General features: G+C 63.7%; 17 protein-coding genes. 15 read left to right on the forward strand and 2 right to left on the reverse strand.

Features of this window, described 5'->3' with window-relative positions; translation table 11 throughout:
• Nucleotides 1-84 precede the first annotated feature (84 nt).
• From wrbA to N826_RS03395, 4 genes are all read left to right on the forward strand, one after another.
• Nucleotides 85-687, forward strand: coding sequence for an NAD(P)H:quinone oxidoreductase (wrbA, locus tag N826_RS03380; protein WP_044425993.1), 603 nt, complete (start codon nt 85-87; stop codon nt 685-687).
• Between the two features lie 50 nt (nt 688-737).
• The gene (locus N826_RS03385; protein WP_044425994.1) at nt 738-1,697 is read left to right on the forward strand and encodes a glutathione S-transferase family protein; all 960 of its coding nucleotides are present in this window, start codon (nt 738-740) and stop codon (nt 1,695-1,697) included.
• 5 nt (nt 1,698-1,702) lie between these two features.
• On the forward strand, nt 1,703-2,407 hold the full coding sequence (locus N826_RS03390) for a pirin family protein (RefSeq protein WP_044425996.1): 705 nt from the start codon (nt 1,703-1,705) through the stop codon (nt 2,405-2,407).
• A 109-nt stretch (nt 2,408-2,516) separates the two neighbouring features.
• Nucleotides 2,517-3,245 (forward strand): protein phosphatase CheZ, encoded by a 729-nt coding sequence (locus N826_RS03395; protein WP_052830800.1) that lies wholly within the window; start codon nt 2,517-2,519, stop codon nt 3,243-3,245.
• A gap of 101 nt (nt 3,246-3,346) precedes the next feature.
• On the opposite strand, the gene N826_RS03400 is transcribed toward N826_RS03395, so the two are convergent.
• The gene (locus N826_RS03400; protein ID WP_169789282.1) at nt 3,347-5,020 is read right to left on the reverse strand and encodes a hybrid sensor histidine kinase/response regulator; all 1,674 of its coding nucleotides are present in this window, start codon (nt 5,018-5,020) and stop codon (nt 3,347-3,349) included.
• Between the two features lie 184 nt (nt 5,021-5,204).
• On the opposite strand from N826_RS03400, the gene N826_RS03405 reads away from it, so the two are divergent.
• Nucleotides 5,205-5,621 carry a DUF423 domain-containing protein gene (locus tag N826_RS03405; protein WP_044425998.1) on the forward strand — a complete coding sequence of 139 codons (417 nt, stop codon included), beginning with the start codon at nt 5,205-5,207 and terminating at the stop codon, nt 5,619-5,621.
• Here the strand turns inward: N826_RS03405 and N826_RS03410 are convergent.
• Nucleotides 5,605-5,964, reverse strand: a complete 360-nt coding sequence (locus N826_RS03410) for an ArsR/SmtB family transcription factor (RefSeq protein WP_044425999.1) — start codon at nt 5,962-5,964, stop codon at nt 5,605-5,607. The genes N826_RS03405 and N826_RS03410 overlap by 17 nt on opposite strands.
• Nucleotides 5,965-6,100: 136 nt before the next feature.
• Between N826_RS03410 and N826_RS03415 the strand changes: the two genes are divergently transcribed.
• From N826_RS03415 to N826_RS03460, 10 genes are all read left to right on the forward strand, one after another.
• A complete protein-coding gene (locus N826_RS03415; RefSeq protein ID WP_244619434.1) occupies nt 6,101-6,367 on the forward strand; it encodes a sulfurtransferase TusA family protein in 267 nt (88 codons plus the stop codon).
• Nucleotides 6,368-6,703: 336 nt separating this feature from the next.
• Nucleotides 6,704-7,633 (forward strand): histone deacetylase family protein, encoded by a 930-nt coding sequence (locus N826_RS03420; RefSeq protein ID WP_044426001.1) that lies wholly within the window; start codon nt 6,704-6,706, stop codon nt 7,631-7,633.
• A gap of 120 nt (nt 7,634-7,753) precedes the next feature.
• On the forward strand, nt 7,754-8,005 hold the full coding sequence (locus N826_RS03425) for an exodeoxyribonuclease VII small subunit (RefSeq protein WP_044426003.1): 252 nt from the start codon (nt 7,754-7,756) through the stop codon (nt 8,003-8,005).
• Between the two features lie 23 nt (nt 8,006-8,028).
• Nucleotides 8,029-8,895 carry a polyprenyl synthetase family protein gene (locus N826_RS03430; RefSeq protein ID WP_044426320.1) on the forward strand — a complete coding sequence of 289 codons (867 nt, stop codon included), beginning with the start codon at nt 8,029-8,031 and terminating at the stop codon, nt 8,893-8,895.
• Nucleotides 8,896-8,938: 43 nt separating this feature from the next.
• Nucleotides 8,939-10,867, forward strand: a complete 1,929-nt coding sequence (gene dxs / locus N826_RS03435) for a 1-deoxy-D-xylulose-5-phosphate synthase (RefSeq protein ID WP_044426004.1) — start codon at nt 8,939-8,941, stop codon at nt 10,865-10,867.
• Nucleotides 10,868-11,264: 397 nt separating this feature from the next.
• The gene (locus N826_RS03440; RefSeq protein WP_044426005.1) at nt 11,265-11,978 is read left to right on the forward strand and encodes a glycosyltransferase family 2 protein; all 714 of its coding nucleotides are present in this window, start codon (nt 11,265-11,267) and stop codon (nt 11,976-11,978) included.
• A gap of 14 nt (nt 11,979-11,992) precedes the next feature.
• On the forward strand, nt 11,993-12,424 hold the full coding sequence (locus tag N826_RS03445; RefSeq protein ID WP_044426006.1) for a GtrA family protein: 432 nt from the start codon (nt 11,993-11,995) through the stop codon (nt 12,422-12,424).
• A gap of 170 nt (nt 12,425-12,594) precedes the next feature.
• The gene (locus N826_RS03450) at nt 12,595-13,539 is read left to right on the forward strand and encodes a UDP-glucuronic acid decarboxylase family protein (protein WP_044426007.1); all 945 of its coding nucleotides are present in this window, start codon (nt 12,595-12,597) and stop codon (nt 13,537-13,539) included.
• Nucleotides 13,540-13,582: 43 nt separating this feature from the next.
• Nucleotides 13,583-14,323 carry a TlyA family RNA methyltransferase gene (locus N826_RS03455; protein ID WP_044426008.1) on the forward strand — a complete coding sequence of 247 codons (741 nt, stop codon included), beginning with the start codon at nt 13,583-13,585 and terminating at the stop codon, nt 14,321-14,323.
• 233 nt (nt 14,324-14,556) lie between these two features.
• Nucleotides 14,557-16,128, forward strand: a complete 1,572-nt coding sequence (locus N826_RS03460) for a hypothetical protein (protein WP_044426009.1) — start codon at nt 14,557-14,559, stop codon at nt 16,126-16,128.
• Nucleotides 16,129-16,140: the final 12 nt, after the last annotated feature.

Consider the following 16,140-nt stretch of genomic DNA (forward strand, 5'->3'; position numbering starts at 1 on the left):
ATCGGTTCCGGCGCAACGCCCTATCTTCAGTCGGGTCAGGGCGGCGGATCGCCGCCGACGGAATTCAAATTTGGGAGACGAGACATGGCGAAGGTCCTGGTACTCTATTACAGCACCTATGGTCACATCGAGACGATGGCCGGCGCCGTCGCCGAGGGCGCGCGGTCGGTTCCCGGTACCGAAGTCACGATCAAGCGGGTGCCCGAGCTGATGCCGCCGGATGTCGCCGCCAAGGCCGGCGTCAAGCTGGATCAGGCCGCTCCGGTCGCCAATCCGGCCGAACTGGCCGACTACGACGCCATCATCTTCGGCACGCCGACCCGTTTCGGCAACATGGCGGCGCAGATGCGCAACTTCCTCGACCAGACCGGCGGTCTGTGGGCGCAGGGCAAGCTGATCGGCAAGGTCGGCAGCGTGTTCGCTTCCAGCGCCACCCAGCACGGCGGCCAGGAAAGCACCATCCTGTCGTTCCACACGACGCTGCTGCACCAGGGCATGGTGATCGTCGGGCTGCCGTACAGCTTCGCAGGCCAGATGAACATGGACGAGATCACCGGCGGCTCGCCCTATGGCGCCACCACGCTGGCCAAGGGCGACGGTTCGCGCCAGCCCAGCGCCAACGAGCTGGACGGCGCCCGCTTCCAGGGCCGCCACGTCGCAGAGATCGCCGCGAAGCTGCACGGCTGATACTTCACGGCTGAAATCGGGGCACCACGCGGCAGGAAAGGACGACGACGATGGGTTTGCTGATCGACGGACGCTGGCAGGACCAGTGGTACGACACGAAATCGACCGGCGGCGCGTTCAAGCGGCAGGAGAGCGCGTTCCGGAACTGGATCACCGCCGACGGCTCGTCGGGGTTCAAGGCGGAACCGGGACGCTATCACCTTTATGTGTCGCTGGCCTGCCCGTGGGCGCACCGCACCCTGATCTTCCGCAAGCTGAAGAAGCTTGCAGACGCGATCACCGTCTCGGTGGTCGAGCCGCTGATGCTGGAGAACGGCTGGGAGCTGGCGCCGGACGCCGACTCCGTCAACGGCAAGAGCTTCCTGTACCAGGTCTATACGGAAGTGAAGCCCGACATGTCGGGCCGGGTCACGGTGCCGGTGCTGTGGGACAAGCAGAAGCGGACCATCGTCAGCAACGAGTCGGCCGAGATCATCCGGATGCTGAACTCGGAGTTCGATGCCTTCGGCGACGCCTCGCTGGACTTCTACCCCGAGGACCTGCGGGGCGAGATCGACGAGATCAACGCCTATGTCTACGACCGGGTCAACAACGGCGTCTACAAGGCCGGCTTCGCCACGGATCAGGCGGTCTACGAAGAAGCCTTCGACCGGCTGTTCGAGGCGCTGGATAGTCTGGAGGAACGGCTGGGGCGGCAGCGCTGGCTGGCCGGGAACCGGCAGACGGAGGCCGATTGGCGCCTGTTCACGACGCTAGTCCGGTTCGACCCGGTCTATGTCGGGCACTTCAAATGCAACCTGCGGCGCATCCAGGACTACCCGAACCTGTCCAACTACCTGCGGGATCTTTATCAGACCGGCGGCGTCGCGGAGACGGTCAGCTTCGACCACATCAAGCGGCATTACTACGGCAGCCACAAGACCATCAACCCGACCGGCATCGTTCCCAAGGGACCGGCGCTCGATTACGACGCTCCCCATGACAGGGGCCGGTTCGATACTCAGGACTGACGACGATGATCGAGGTTATTCCCTTCGCTTCCCTGGGGCGGTTCGACAACGAGTGGCTGGCCGCCCGCTATCATTTCAGCTTCGCCAACTACCGCCATCGCGAGCGCGACGGCCTTGGCCCGCTTCTGGTATGGAACGACGACACGATCCAGCCGGGCACCGGCTTTCCGCGCCATGGCCACCGCGACATGGAGATCATCACCTATGTCCGCGAGGGTGCGATCACCCATGAGGACCATCTTGGCAATGTCGGCCGGACAGAGGCCGGCGACGTTCAGGTGATGAGCGCCGGCAAGGGCATCCTGCACGCTGAGTTCAACAAGGAGGCGGAGCCGGCCCGGATCTTCCAGATCTGGATCATGCCGGACGCCGAGGGGCACAAGCCCCGCTGGGAAACCAAGGCGTTCCCCAAGGGCGAGGCGGCAGGACGGCTGGTCGTCCTGGCGTCGGGACGCGAGGGCGACGGTGACAAGGGCGCCCTGGCGATCAACCAGGACGCGGCGCTGCTGGGAGCGACGCTACCGGCGGGAACGACGGTCACCCACGCGATCGGGCAGGGGCGGCAGGCCTATCTGGTGGTCGCGCGCGGCACGGTCCGGGTCAACGGAACGCAAGTCGGCGAGCGCGACGGAGCGGTGGTGTCCGGTGAGAGCGCCATCGCCATCGAGGCGGTCGGGGAGGCCGAATTGCTTATAGCGGATCTGCCCTAAAGCCGAGGTTCTCGGCGGTGAGTGCGGTGCAGCATGTTAACTTTCAATAAATTTGATACAGCCATACTCGGGCATCCAAGCGCACTAGATTCGCAGGTAAAGTTCCGCAATGTCGGCAAAGCCATTCACCGCTGAACTGCAACGCCTGGGCCTGCCGCTGCGGCATGCTGCCCATGCCGAACCGGAGGCGCCGCAGTCCGCGCCGGCAGCCTTGCCATCGCCGGCGATCGCCGACGCCTCACCCGCCGAGTTCATGGCGGCGATCGACAGGATCGAACGGCGGCTGGACGAACTGGCGGCGCTCCAGCCGGCCCCTGCCGCCCCGGCGGAGGTCGGCCCCGACGTGGCCGATCTCCAGCGGCGCATCCAGGACACCCAGGTCGAGATCGCGGCGCTTCGCCATCCCAAGGCCGAGCAGGACCGGCTGGTAGTGGCGGGGGAGGAACTGGCCGCCATCGTCAGCGCCACCGAGACCGCCACCAACGGCGTGCTGAGCGCCGCCGAACTGATCGAGAAGACGGCTGTTGCGATGAAGGCCCGGCTGTCCGACGTGGCGGACAAGCGTGACCTCGACCTGATGATGGACGCCGTCGTCAGCATCTTCGAAGCGTGCAACTTCCAGGACATTACCGGCCAGCGGATCGGCAAGGTCGTGCGGACGCTCGACTTCATCGAGGAGCGGGTGGTCGCCATGATCCAGACCTGGGGAGCCGAAGCCTTCGCCCATCTGCCCCATAGCGTGGAAGTGCCGGTGGCGGAGGAGGCGAAGCTGCTGAACGGGCCGCAGTTGCAGGGCAAGGCGATCAGTCAGGCCGAGATCGACGCGCTGTTCGACTGACGCCAGGGGTCGAAGAGCTCGACCGGCGGTCGGTAAGTGTTGGGCCACGGCCCAACCTACGCAGCAGAAGCCTGTAGGTTGGGCCGTGGCCCAACACTTGCTTATCGCCCGCCTTCTGCATGGACAAGCCGTTCCAGACGGTCCAGCAGGTTGTTCTTGCGGAATGGCTTGACCAGAAGTTCGGTCACGCCGGCGGCGAGGCATCGCTGGTCGTCGCAGGCGTTCGGAGCGCTTGTGATCGCGACGATGGGAACCGGGCCGGTGAAGCCGGCGAGGTGGCGCAGTGCCTTGACGATCAGGACGCCGTTGATGTCCGGCATCTGCATGTCGATCACCATGGCGTCGAACCGCTGAAGCTTCGCCAGTCTCAGGGCTTCCAGACCTTCGTTTACCGTTTCGACCTCGAACCCGGCGCGTGACAGCATCAGGGCGGTCACCATTCCGCTGGCTTTGCCGGGATCGGCCAGCAGGATGCGCTTCTTGACGGCGGAAGACTGCGCCGCGCGCCGGGCAACGGCGGGCGGCGCCAGGGGAAGCGACAGGTCCAGCCTGAAGAGGCTGCCCTTGTCCAACTGGCTGTCGACCGTGAGGGTACCCCCGAGCCGCTGGCTGAGCCGGTTGCAGATGGCGAGACCCAGCCCGCACCCTTCATGAAGCCGGTTCAGCGACGAATCGCACTGGGTAAACGCCTCGAACAGGCTCGATTGGAACTCCGGGGCGATCCCGATCCCGGTATCGCGGACCGCCAGCGAGAAGCACGCCATGGCGCCGCTGTGGCGCATGTCCGGGCAAGAGCAGGTCGAGCTACCGGGCGAGTACCTGGGGCAGGCGGTGAGCGACACCTCCACCGAACCGGCGGGCGTGAACTTGACCGCGTTCTCCAGCAATGTGCGGAGGATCTGCCGGATATTGTCGGGAGAGCCGGTCAGGCCGCGCGGCACTGCCGGATCGATCCGGCATTCGACCGACAGGTTCTTCGCGGCAGCCGCCGGAGCGATGACGGCGGCTTCCCGCTCGACCAGGTCATGCAGGTCGAAGGCGACGGGCTCGATGTCCGCTGTACCGGCTTCGAGACTGGCGAGGTGAAGGATGGCTCCTACGACCCTGTTCAGATCGCGAGCCGAGTTGAGAGCCGTATTCACGAAAAGCTCTCGGTCCGCATCGTCGCAGCCGGCCAGCAGGTCGAGCGCACACAGGACCCCGTTCAAGGGGGTTCGCAATTCATGGTTCACCAGCGCCAGAAACGAGCTCTTGGCCTGCTCGACCCTGGCTGCTTCCGTCAAGGCCGCCTGGAGGATCGCTTCGTCGCGATACCGGGCGGTCACGTCGCGGAAAGTGACCGCAACGCCGTCGTCGATCGGGGCGGCGGAATACTCGATCCAGGCATCCATGGCGGCGATGGCGCATCTACGCACGGCCCCTGGCGCTTCGCAGGCTTCCATCGCCGCCGAGAGGGACTCGATCACGCCTTTTCGCCCCATATCCGCGAAAGTCGCCAGCAGGCTCTGGCCGATCAGGAGATCGGCCTTGAGGCCGAGGATGCGCTCGCCCGCCGGGTTGATCCTGACCCAGACGAAATCCACGACCCGGCCGGCGGCGTTGCGCAGGGCGCTCAGCAGCGCTACACCGTCCTGCGAGGAGTTCATGATTCCGGAGAGCGTGATCTCCAGCGAGATATCGGGTGTCGCCTCCGGTCGCTGGCCGGTGCGGGAAGTCTTGATCCGGATGCTGCCGGGTTGGCCGGCCGGAAATTGGATACGCGATGTGCGAGGCATCTTCCTGCTTTCGCCGACCTTAGTTGCAAAATGCGACGCAGCCTGCATAAGCCAATGTGTAGAACCTTATGCGACCGGTTTCCCGATCCTACTCAGCAAGGATCGGGCCAGATCCGGATAATCCACACAGGGTGAACAGCCACCGCCTGCGTGGTGTTCAAGCCGACCTTCAGGAGTTTGTTGGATGACGGAACGCGCTATCGGGCGGATAGCCGGGATTTGGCTGGTCCTGGCGGCACTCAACGGCGGGATCGCGGTGGCGACCGGTGCCTACGCCTCCCACGGACTTACCGATCAGCGGATGATCGAGTTGTTCAGGATCGCCGGGCAGTACCAGATGTGGCACGCGCTGGCGCTGGCCGGGGTGGCATCGCTGACAAGGCTGGGCGGTGGCCGCCTTGGCTCGCCGCGGCTTCTCGCTTTCGCCGGCTGGGCTTTCCTGGCGGGCATCGTGCTGTTCTGCGGGGCGCTCTACCTGCTGGCCCTGCAGGGACCGAGCCCGCTGGGTGCGGTGGCGCCGGTCGGCGGACTGTCCTTCATGGCGGGGTGGGCGGCGCTGGTGGCGGTCGGCGTGCGCTGGACGCTCACGGACAGGCGCTGACCGTCCCCGTCTCGTCGGAAGGCTGAGTGAAGCAGGAAGCCTGCTCCCGCCTGAAGGACCAGTGATCCTCCAACGCCTTCATGACCATGGCGGCGGCGGTACTGTCGATCGAATAGAAGATGGTCTGTTTCTGCCGTCGGGTCGTGACCAGCCCGTCCCGGCGCAAGCGTGCCAGATGCTGGGACAGCGCCGACTGGCTGAGATCGATGGCGATTTCCAGATCGCCGACCGACTTTTCCCCAGCCGCGAGATGGCAGAGGATCAGCAGGCGGCGTTCGTTGCCCATGGCCTTCAGCAACGTGCCTGCCTCTCGCGCTTTCGCCTGGAGATTGCCGGTGTCCATGGTGGGGATCTAGTTCTCCAGGTTCCCAAGCCGTCCGTCGACCTTTAGTATAGCGGCTACCCACATGTCGGTACACAGGCATTCTTGCGTCAAGGCGCATAGATTGTTCCGAAGCACCGTCCGGAGCCGAAACTTCATGACCGGAGAAAAGCGGATAATGACGACCCATACGCTCGATGCCCGGGACCTGACCTGTCCCTTGCCTGTCCTGCGGGCGCGGAAGGCGATGAAACACCTGGCGCCGGGCGACATCCTGGAGATCGCCGCGACCGATCCGGCGGCGGTCCGCGACTTCCCGGCCTTCTGCGAAGCGACGGGAAACGAGCTTGTCAGCGCGGAGCAGACGGGTGGCGTCTATACCTTCCGCATCCGCAAGGCCGGCCGGCCGGACGCGGCGGGCTGAGGGCTGAAGACATCGACTTGCGGGGACAGTGTTTGTTGGGCCACGGCCCAACCTACAGGCCTCTGCTTCGTAGGTTGGTCCGTGGCCCAACACTTGCCGACCGCTGGTCAAACTCATCGGCTCCTGGCGTAGGTCGCGGTCGGACGGGGCGCGGCAAGATGGCGCTGTCGACCCTCTGGAATAGTTGCGGCGCGGCATACGGCAATAGCCGATAATCCCTTCAGCCACGCGGCGCGTTCCCAGGACTGGTTTCCCGGGATGCCGGGCGGGGTAAGCCGTGACGGTGGTGCGATCCATCCGTTGCGCGGGGAAACGCTCAGAAAAAGAAGAAGCCGCATGTATACGTCCCTTTTCAGCCATCCCTCCTGTATCGAGCACGACACCGGCATTGGGCATCCGGAATGCCCGGAACGGCTGAAGGCCGTGCTGGCGGCACTCGAGGGTGAGGCCTTCCATTTCCTCGACCGGCGCGAAGCGCCGCGTGCCGAAGTCGAGCAACTGGCCCGCGTCCATCCCGTCGCGTATATCGAGCGGGTGCTGGCGTCGATCCCGGCCGAGGGCCATGTCGAACTGGACAACGACACGATCCTGTCGCCCAGTTCCGGCGAGGCGGCGCTTCGTGCCGCCGGGGCCGTGTGCGCCGCCGTCGACGCCGTCATGACGGGAGAGGCGCGCAATGCCTTCTGCGCCACGCGTCCGCCCGGCCATCATGCCGAAATCGCCAAGGCGATGGGCTTCTGCCTGTTCAACAACGTCGCCGTCGGCGCCGAACAGGCGCGCAAGGTCCATGGAATCTCTCGCGTCGCGGTGATCGATTTCGACGTCCATCACGGCAACGGCACGCAGGACATCTTCCAGAACGATCCCGGCCTGTTCTACGCCTCGATCCATCAGGCGCCGCTCTACCCCGGCACCGGGTTCGTGGAAGAACGGGGTGTCGCCGACAACATCGTCAACGTACCCTTGCCGGCGATGTCTGGCAGCCCCGAATTCCGCCACGCGATGTCGTCGCGGATATTCCCGGCGCTGGAGCACTTCCTGCCCGAACTGATCATGATTTCAGCCGGTTTCGACGCTCATACCCGCGATCCGCTGGCGAGCCTGCATCTGGTCGACGACGACTACGTATGGGTCACCCGCAAGCTGGGAGAGTTCGCGCGGGAATATTGCGGTGCCCGGATCGTATCCACTTTGGAAGGGGGGTACGACATTCGCGCCCTTGCCTCGAGTTGCGCGGCACACGTACAGGAATTGATGGCGGCGTGATCCGGCCGGCCTCCGCAGTCGGGTGGGAGAACCACCCGCCCTTCCGGGGAGCCAACCCGGACTTGCGGATAGGCCGGTGACCGCCCTAAAGTCACCGGGTACCCTGGTGACGGTAGGATGATGGCTGAACCCGCAATTCCCCCGGATGTCGCAGCATTGAGTTTCGAGGACGCCCTTGCAGAGCTGGAGCGCATCGTGCGCCAGCTTGAGGAGGGGCGCGCGAAGCTAGACGATGCGATTACGTCCTATGAGCGCGGCACGTCGCTGCGTCGCCACTGCGAGACCAAGCTGCGCGAAGCGCAGGCCAAGGTCGACCGCATTACCGTAGCCGCCGACGGTTCCATCGGCGCCGAACCCGTACGGATCGAATAGTGGCGAACGAACTGTCCTCCGCGATGGGCGCGGCGGCGGAGCTGGTCGAACAGGAAATCGACCATCTGCTGCCCATGTCCAATATCACCGAAGCCAAGCTGTTCGAGGCGATGCGCTATGCATGCCTGGGCGGCGGCAAGCGCCTGCGGCCCTTTCTGGTCCTCAACAGCGCCGGTCTTTTCGGCGTGGCCAGGGACTGCGCCGTACGCGTGGCCGCCGCCGTCGAGTTCGTCCACTGCTACTCGCTGGTCCATGACGACCTGCCGGCCATGGACAATTCGGACCTGCGCCGGGGCCGCCCGACGGTCCACCGCCAGTTCGACGAGGCGACGGCGATCCTGGCCGGCGACGCGCTGCTGACGCTGGCGTTCGAGGTGCTGGCCGATCCCGCAACCCACGAAGATCCCAAGGTGCGCTGTTCGCTGGTGGCGGCGCTGGCGAAGGCCGCCGGCATGCACGGCATGGTCGGCGGACAGATGCTCGACCTGATCGCCGAACACGAGCAGTTCGACATGGGATCGACGACCCGGCTCCAGCGGCTGAAGACGGGCGAGATGATCGCGTTCTCGTGCTGCGCCGGCGCCGTCCTGGGCAAGGCGTCGCAGCCCCAGGCCCAGGCGCTGCACAACTATGCCCATGACCTGGGACTGGCGTTCCAGATCGCCGACGATCTGCTCGACATCGACGGCGACCCAGCCGTTACCGGCAAGCCGGTGCAGCAGGACGCGGCGGCGGGCAAAGCGACCTTCGTGTCCATCCTGGGTGTCGAACGAGCGCGCGAGCAGGCGCGCCTGCTCGCCGATCAGGCCGCCCATCATCTGGATATCTTCGATGAACGCGCGGATTTGCTGAAGTCCGTGGCAACCTATGTCGTTGAGCGGCGTCATTGACAGGCGTCAACTTGAGCGGCGCGTCTGACCAGAGGAGGTCGTATTGACCGCTACCAGTAAAACTCCGTTGCTCGACCGCTGCATGGTTCCGGCCCAGGTCCGGAAGCTGAAACCCGACCAGCTCCGGCAGTTGGCGGATGAATTGCGCATCGAGACGATCGACGCGGTCTCCGTGACCGGCGGTCATCTGGGCGCCGGGTTGGGCGTGGTCGAGTTGACGGTGGCGCTTCACTATGTCTTCGATACCCCGGCCGACCGCCTGATCTGGGATGTCGGCCATCAGGCATACCCCCACAAGATCCTGACCGGACGCCGCGACCGCATCCGCACGCTCCGCCAGGGCGCCGGTTTGTCCGGCTTCACCAAGCGGTCGGAGAGCGAATACGATCCGTTCGGCACCGCCCACAGCTCGACCTCGATCTCGGCGGGCTACGGCATGGCCGTGGCGCACAAGCTGGCCGGCAGGAGCAACCATACGATCTGCGTGATCGGCGACGGCGCCATGAGCGCCGGCATGGCTTATGAGGCCATGAACAACGCCGGCAGCGACGACGACAGCCGGCTGATCGTCATCCTGAACGACAACGACATGTCGATCGCTCCGCCGGTCGGTGCCATGAGCGCCTACCTGTCGCGGCTGATCTCGTCCAAGCCTTATCTGAGCCTGCGCCATCTGGCGAAGGACATCGCCGACAAGTTCCCGCGTCCGCTGAAGCAGGCGGCCCGGCGGGCGGAGGAATACGCCCGCGGCATGGTGACGGGCGGCACTCTGTTCGAGGAAATGGGCTTCTACTACGTCGGCCCGATCGACGGCCACAACCTGGACCACCTGCTGCCGGTCTTGCAGAACCTGCGCGACAGCGAGGACAGCGGACCGGTGCTGGTCCATGTCGTGACCCAGAAGGGCAAGGGCTTCGCCCCGGCGGAGGCTTCCGCCGACAAGCTGCACGCCGTATCCAAGTTCGACGTGGTGACGGGCGCCCAGGCCAAGGCCAAGTCGAACGCGCCGACCTATACGCGGGTCTTCGCCGAAGCCCTGGTCAAGGAGGCCGAGGCCGACGACAAGATCATCGCTGTTACGGCGGCGATGCCGTCGGGTACCGGTCTGGACGTCTTCGCCAAGCGCTTCCCGCGCCGGATCTTCGACGTCGGGATCGCGGAGCAGCACGCGGTGACCTTCTGCGCCGGTCTGGCGACGGAGGGCTTCAAGCCGTTCGCCGCGATCTACTCGACCTTCCTTCAGCGCGGCTACGATCAGGTCGTCCACGACGTGGCGCTCCAGTCGCTGCCCGTCCGCTTCGCGATCGACCGGGCGGGTCTGGTCGGCGCCGACGGCGCCACCCATGCCGGCTCCTTCGACGTGGCCTATCTGGGCTGCCTGCCCAACATGGTCCTGATGGCGGCCTCCGACGAGGTCGAGCTGATGGACATGGTGGCGACGGCGGCGGCGATCGACGACCGTCCCAGCGCGTTCCGCTATCCGCGCGGCGAAGGCGTCGGCCGCGACATGCCGGAGCGGGGCCGGGTGCTGGAGATCGGCAAGGGCAGGATCGTCCAGGAAGGCACCAAGGTCGCCTTGCTGAACTTCGGCGCCCGCCTTCAGGAGTGCATCACCGCCGCCCAGGACCTTGCGGCGCACGGGCTGTCAACCACCGTAGTCGATGCCCGGTTCGCCAAACCGCTGGATGAGGACCTTATCCGACGCGTCGCCACCAGCCATGAGGTGGTCATCACGATCGAGGAAGGCTCGGTCGGCGGTTTCGGCAGCTTCGTCCTGCACTTCCTGGCGAGCGCCGGCCTGCTCGACCAGGGACTGAAGATCCGGCCGATGGTGTTGCCGGACCGTTTTCTGGACCATGACAGCCCAGCGAAGCAGTACGACGAGGCGGGTCTCGCCGCACGGCACATCGTGGGGACAGCGCTGAAGGCGCTGGGTGTCGACGCCATCGGTCAAGGCGTCGCGCGGGCTTGAGGACAGGTTTTCCGGTAGGCGCAGCATGGCTCGAGAGAACTTCGAGGCGTGTTGCGGCCGGTTGGGCACTAAGCAGGCGAAGCAACAAAATTGCTTGAAAGTCGTGGATGTTTGAAACCCTATGTTGCTGAACGTGTCATGATCGCCTCACTTTGATTTAATGGCCTATGCCACACATAATTCGGCTGACAGGAACAGCATTCCCGAGTAAAGAGGCCCTGTTTAACCGGCCCTTAACCAACGTCCAACTCATGCCGCACCATAACTCCGAGATCTACGCTCCAGACGCGCTTCGCGAAGGATTGGTTTGCTGAGTTGCGGGCCTGTCAGGCAAGCAGAATCTAACCATTCCGGTAAAGATCAAAATGACGATCCCGATAAGTGGTGTGCAGACCTCATGATCGATAAAGATAATTTCACGCTTTCTGTCGTGATTCCTTGCTACAACGAATTGCATACCATCCGGACCATTGTCGATCGTGTCCGCGCCGCGGATGTCCGTCAGATCGAAATCATCATCGTCGATGACTGCTCGCGCGACGGCACCCGCGAACTGCTGAAGTCGGAAATCGCACCGCTGGTCGAGAAGATCGTCTATCACGAAAAGAATCAGGGCAAAGGCGCTGCGTTGCGCACCGGGTTCGCTCATGCGACCGGCGACATCGTCCTGATCCAGGACGCCGACCTTGAATACGATCCGCAGGAATACCCGGCACTGATCGATCCGATCCTCAACCGTGGCGCCGATGTCGTCTATGGGTCGCGCTTCGTCGGCGGCGGCGCCCATCGCGTCGTCTATTTCTGGCACATGCTGGCGAACCGTTTCCTGACATTCGCCTCGAACTGTTTCACCAACATCAATCTCACGGATATGGAGACCTGCTACAAGGTGTTCCGGCGCGAGATCATAAAGTCGGTGACGATCGAAGAGGACCGCTTCGGCTTCGAGCCGGAAATCACGGCGAAGCTGGCTAGGAAGCATGCCGTTTTCTACGAGGTCGGCATTTCATATTACGGGCGGACTTACGACGAGGGTAAGAAGATCGGCCTGAAGGATGGATTCAGGGCGATCTACGCGATCATCAAATATTCCGTTTTCAAAACAGCGTAAGTGCGGATCATAAGATGACGAATGGCGTCTCGCAGATCCTCCGTTACCTTCCGGGTGCGGTCGGGTACCTGTTCGTCGGCGGACTGAGCGCGCTGATCGAGTGGGCGGTATTCTTTGGGGCGGTGACGTTCCTCGACCTCCATTATGCCGTCGCCATCTTCATCGCTTTTATCGTGGCGACCTTCAACAACTGGTATTTGTCGTCCAAGCTGATCTTCCGGTCTTCCGGGAGGTCCACGGGCGAGGAGTTCATGCTGGTCTATCTGGTCAGCGGCTTCGGCTTGCTGATCAATTTCATCGTCACGTCGGCCAGCATCGAAGCGCTGGGCATGGGGCTGATGATCGCCAAGATCTGCGGTACCGGATCGGCCTTCGTGTGGAATTATGCGGCCCGGCAGTTCTTCGTGTTCGACCGCAATCCCCGGCTCACAGTGCGCGGCCGCTGAGACGGGCGGGGCGGGTTCCGGAGGAGCACCAGTATCTCCGGCCGCCCCGATGTCCTTGAGTGGACACGCCGCATCTTTATGATGTATGTGCCTTGAGCGCTCCGGCCTTTCGTCCAGAAACCTTTCGCCAAGAAACCCCTCGCCAAGAGAAAATTTGAATTATGACAAACATGAGCACACGCAAGCGCGTTCTGGTAACAGGTGGGGCTGGGTTTCTGGGATCGCACCTGTGCGAGAGGCTGCTTTCGCGAGGTGACGAAGTCATTTGCGTAGACAATTATTTCACCGGCGCCCGCGACAACATCCTTCATCTGCTGGCCAATCCTCGTTTCGAGGTCATTCGGCACGATATCTGCTTCCCGCTTTACCTGGAAGTGGATGAGATATTCAATCTGGCCTGTCCCGCTTCTCCGATCCACTATCAGTTCGATCCGGTGCAGACGGTCAAGACCAGCGTCCATGGTGCTATCAACGTGCTGGGGCTGGCGAAGCGGGTGAAAGCCAAGATCTTCCAGGCCTCGACATCGGAAGTCTACGGCGATCCGGCGGTCCACCCGCAGCAGGAAAGCTACTGGGGCAACGTCAACCCGATCGGTCCGCGCGCCTGCTACGACGAGGGCAAGCGTTGTGCCGAAACGCTTTTCTTCGATTATCACCGGCAATACGGCGTCAACATCCGCGTGGTGCGAATCTTCAACACCTACGGTCCCCGGATGAATCCGCAGGATGGCCGCGTCGTCTCCAACTTCATCGTCCAGGCGCTCCAGGACAAGCCGATCACGATCTATGGAGACGGCAGCCAGACTCGGTCGTTCTGCTACGTGGACGACCTGATCGAAGGCTTCATCAAGCTGATGGATGCGCCGGATACGGTGACCGGACCGGTCAACATCGGCAACCCGGGAGAGTTCACGATCCGTCAGCTGGCCGAGATCGTGATCGAGATGACCGGGTCGCGGTCGGAGATCGTGCAGATGCCCTTGCCGCAGGACGATCCCTTGCAACGGCGTCCGGATATCACGAAGGCGCGCGAGCTGCTGGACTGGCAGCCGACCATTCCGTTGCGCCAGGGTCTCGAGCGGACGATAGACTACTTCAAGACGCTGGTGGCCTGAGCTGCCGGCGGCAGGTAATGGCCGCTCAAGGAAACCACCTGTCATGAGCCGTTCCCGTGCCGATACGCTCCTTGTCGAGCGAGGCCTCGTCGAAAGCCGAGCCAAGGCGCAGGCGCTCATCATGGCGGGGCTGGTCTATTCGGACACGCTGAGGATCGACAAGGCCGGCCAGCTGCTGGCCGAGGATGCGCCGCTGGCCCTGAAGGGACAGGACCATCCGTGGGTATCGCGCGGCGGGCTGAAGCTGGCGGAGGGCCTGGACCGCTTCGGGATAGATCCGGAGGGGCTAGTCTGCCTGGACGTCGGGGCTTCGACCGGCGGCTTCACCGACGTTTTGCTGTCGAGGGGCGCCGCCAAGGTCTACGCGGTCGATGTCGGACATGGGCAGCTGGCGTGGAAACTGCGGCAGGACCCGCGCGTCGTTGTTCTGGAAAGAACCAATGCGCGCCATCTGACCGCTGCGGAAATCCCCGAACCGGTCGATCTGGTGGTTTGCGACGCCAGCTTCATCAGCCTGATGACCGTTCTGCCCGCTCCCCTGATGCTGACGCGGCCGGGGGGCCATCTGGTCGCCCTCATCAAGCCGCAGTTCGAGGTCGGCAAGGGCCGGGTGGGCAAGGGAGGCGTGGTTCGCGACCCGGAACTGCACCGGGAAGTCTGCGAAACCGTCTCGGGCTGGCTCGGCAGCCTGCCGGACTGGAGCGTCATCGGAATCGTCGAAAGCCCTATTCTGGGTCCGGAAGGCAATCGGGAATTTGTGATCGGCGGTGCCCGACAGGGTTAGAGACAAAAAGCCGGAACGCACGCTAAAGGTCATAGCGACGCAGCTGTTCCGGGGCAGTAAACATTGGGTTGAAGTAATACATCGCAATGTTTCATTGGCGCATTCTGGCAAGCGACATTGAATTGATTTGCGACAACTTTGATGTTTGGTGCCGCGGAGTTCTTTGTATGCGACAATTCTGGGCTCATTTAATCTCCCCCAATCTGGCGGAGGACCCAGGTGGCGCCCAATGGTTGGCCGACAAGAGTTATCAGCATTGGCTGACGGTCATCGCCTTGTGCCTGTTGACGGGTACGGTGCTGACATGGTCGCTGCGGTTCTGCAATGCCCATGACGCGGATTCCGTCATCTTGTCGATCATGGCCCAGCAGAAGCTGACACTGTTCTACTGGGGCCAGAACAGGTACATGAACCTGCTGCCGGTGGTGACCGCCTGGATCGACGATATCAGCACCAACCAGCAGGTCCAGGTCTGGCTGCGGGCTTCGTTGGCGGCGGCCTACCCGCTGTTCGTCATCGTTCTGTTGCGGCCGAAGGCGTCATTGCTGCTGTGCTTCGCCGCCGCCCTGGCGGCTCTGCTGACGATCTTCCAGTTCGACCTGATCCGCATCCTCTGGACCGACGGACAGCCCTATGGCCTGTCGCTGGCCCTGATGACCGGGGCCATGCTGCTGACGTCGCGCCTCGGTGGCCGAGGGATCGCATGGCCGCTGGCCTGCGTGGTCCTGGGGTCGGTGCTGGTGGTTCTGGCGATGCTGGTCAACGCATCGCTGATCATCGTCGCGGCGCCGCTGTTCGGGCTGCTGATCCTGTTCGCCCCGTCGATCCAGAACGTCCTGCTGCTTGCCATGAGCCTGGGCGGTTACATGGTTTCCAAAAAACTGTCCAACTGGATCGGCGGACGTGAGTACGACAACATAATCTTCGATCCGGCCAACCTGTCCACGGCCTGGAACCGGATCATGGCCGAGGTCGACGGCACGGCGCTGGGGCTGCTGGCTTTTCTGTTCGTCGGTGGACTGATCGTCACGCAGATGCGTCATCGCGCGGCGCGGAGCGGCGGCGATCCCGTGGTCGCCCCGATCGCGGTGCGGTCCATCGCCTTGTCGGTCGCCTGCCTGATCTACATGATGCTGGTGCCGAACATCGAGTGGGTGATCCTGAACATCAGCCATGTCCGGTACTTCGGCCTTATCCTGGTCCTTGTCACCTGCCTGTTTGCCGTCGTCATCGTCGAGACCCTGGTCGACGGCGAGCGCCGTATCGGCATGGCGCTGGCGCCTCCGGTCCTGCTGATGGCGGCCCTGGTCCTGTTCCGGACGAGCTGGCCGATAGCGTTTCCGCCATCGGATCAATGCAGTTTCATCGCGACGGAGCCGGGGGGTGCGGCGCAGAGTTCCGAATACTACGCGCGGGTCGCCCTGGACCGGGACATCCACCTGATCCTCGGCGACTACTGGAAGGTCTGGCCCGCCGTCTTCGAGGCGATCAGGCTTTCGGGACGGGAAGACATCTACGGCATGACGCTGCGGGCGGAGGAAATGCGGCCGCAGATCCTGTCTCGTCTCGACGGCAATGCGGACGAGCGTCTGCTTTGTACCGACAGGGACATGCAGGTGTGCCTGCAGTGGCTGACATTCTCGCTCGGGTCGGGCGAATACCATGGCAAGCCGCTGTCCGAGGCGATCGAGGTCGTCGAAGAAGGAACGACACCTGCCGGGCAGTACTACCGGATCATCGACCTGAAGGAAGGCGAACCGATGCCCGATGCCGCACTTTCCGAGGGAAGCGGGCAATCTCGCTAAAGGTAATGGCCC

Source organism: Skermanella aerolata KACC 11604, assembly GCF_000936425.1.
GTDB classification, from domain to species: Bacteria; Pseudomonadota; Alphaproteobacteria; order Azospirillales; family Azospirillaceae; genus Skermanella; species Skermanella aerolata.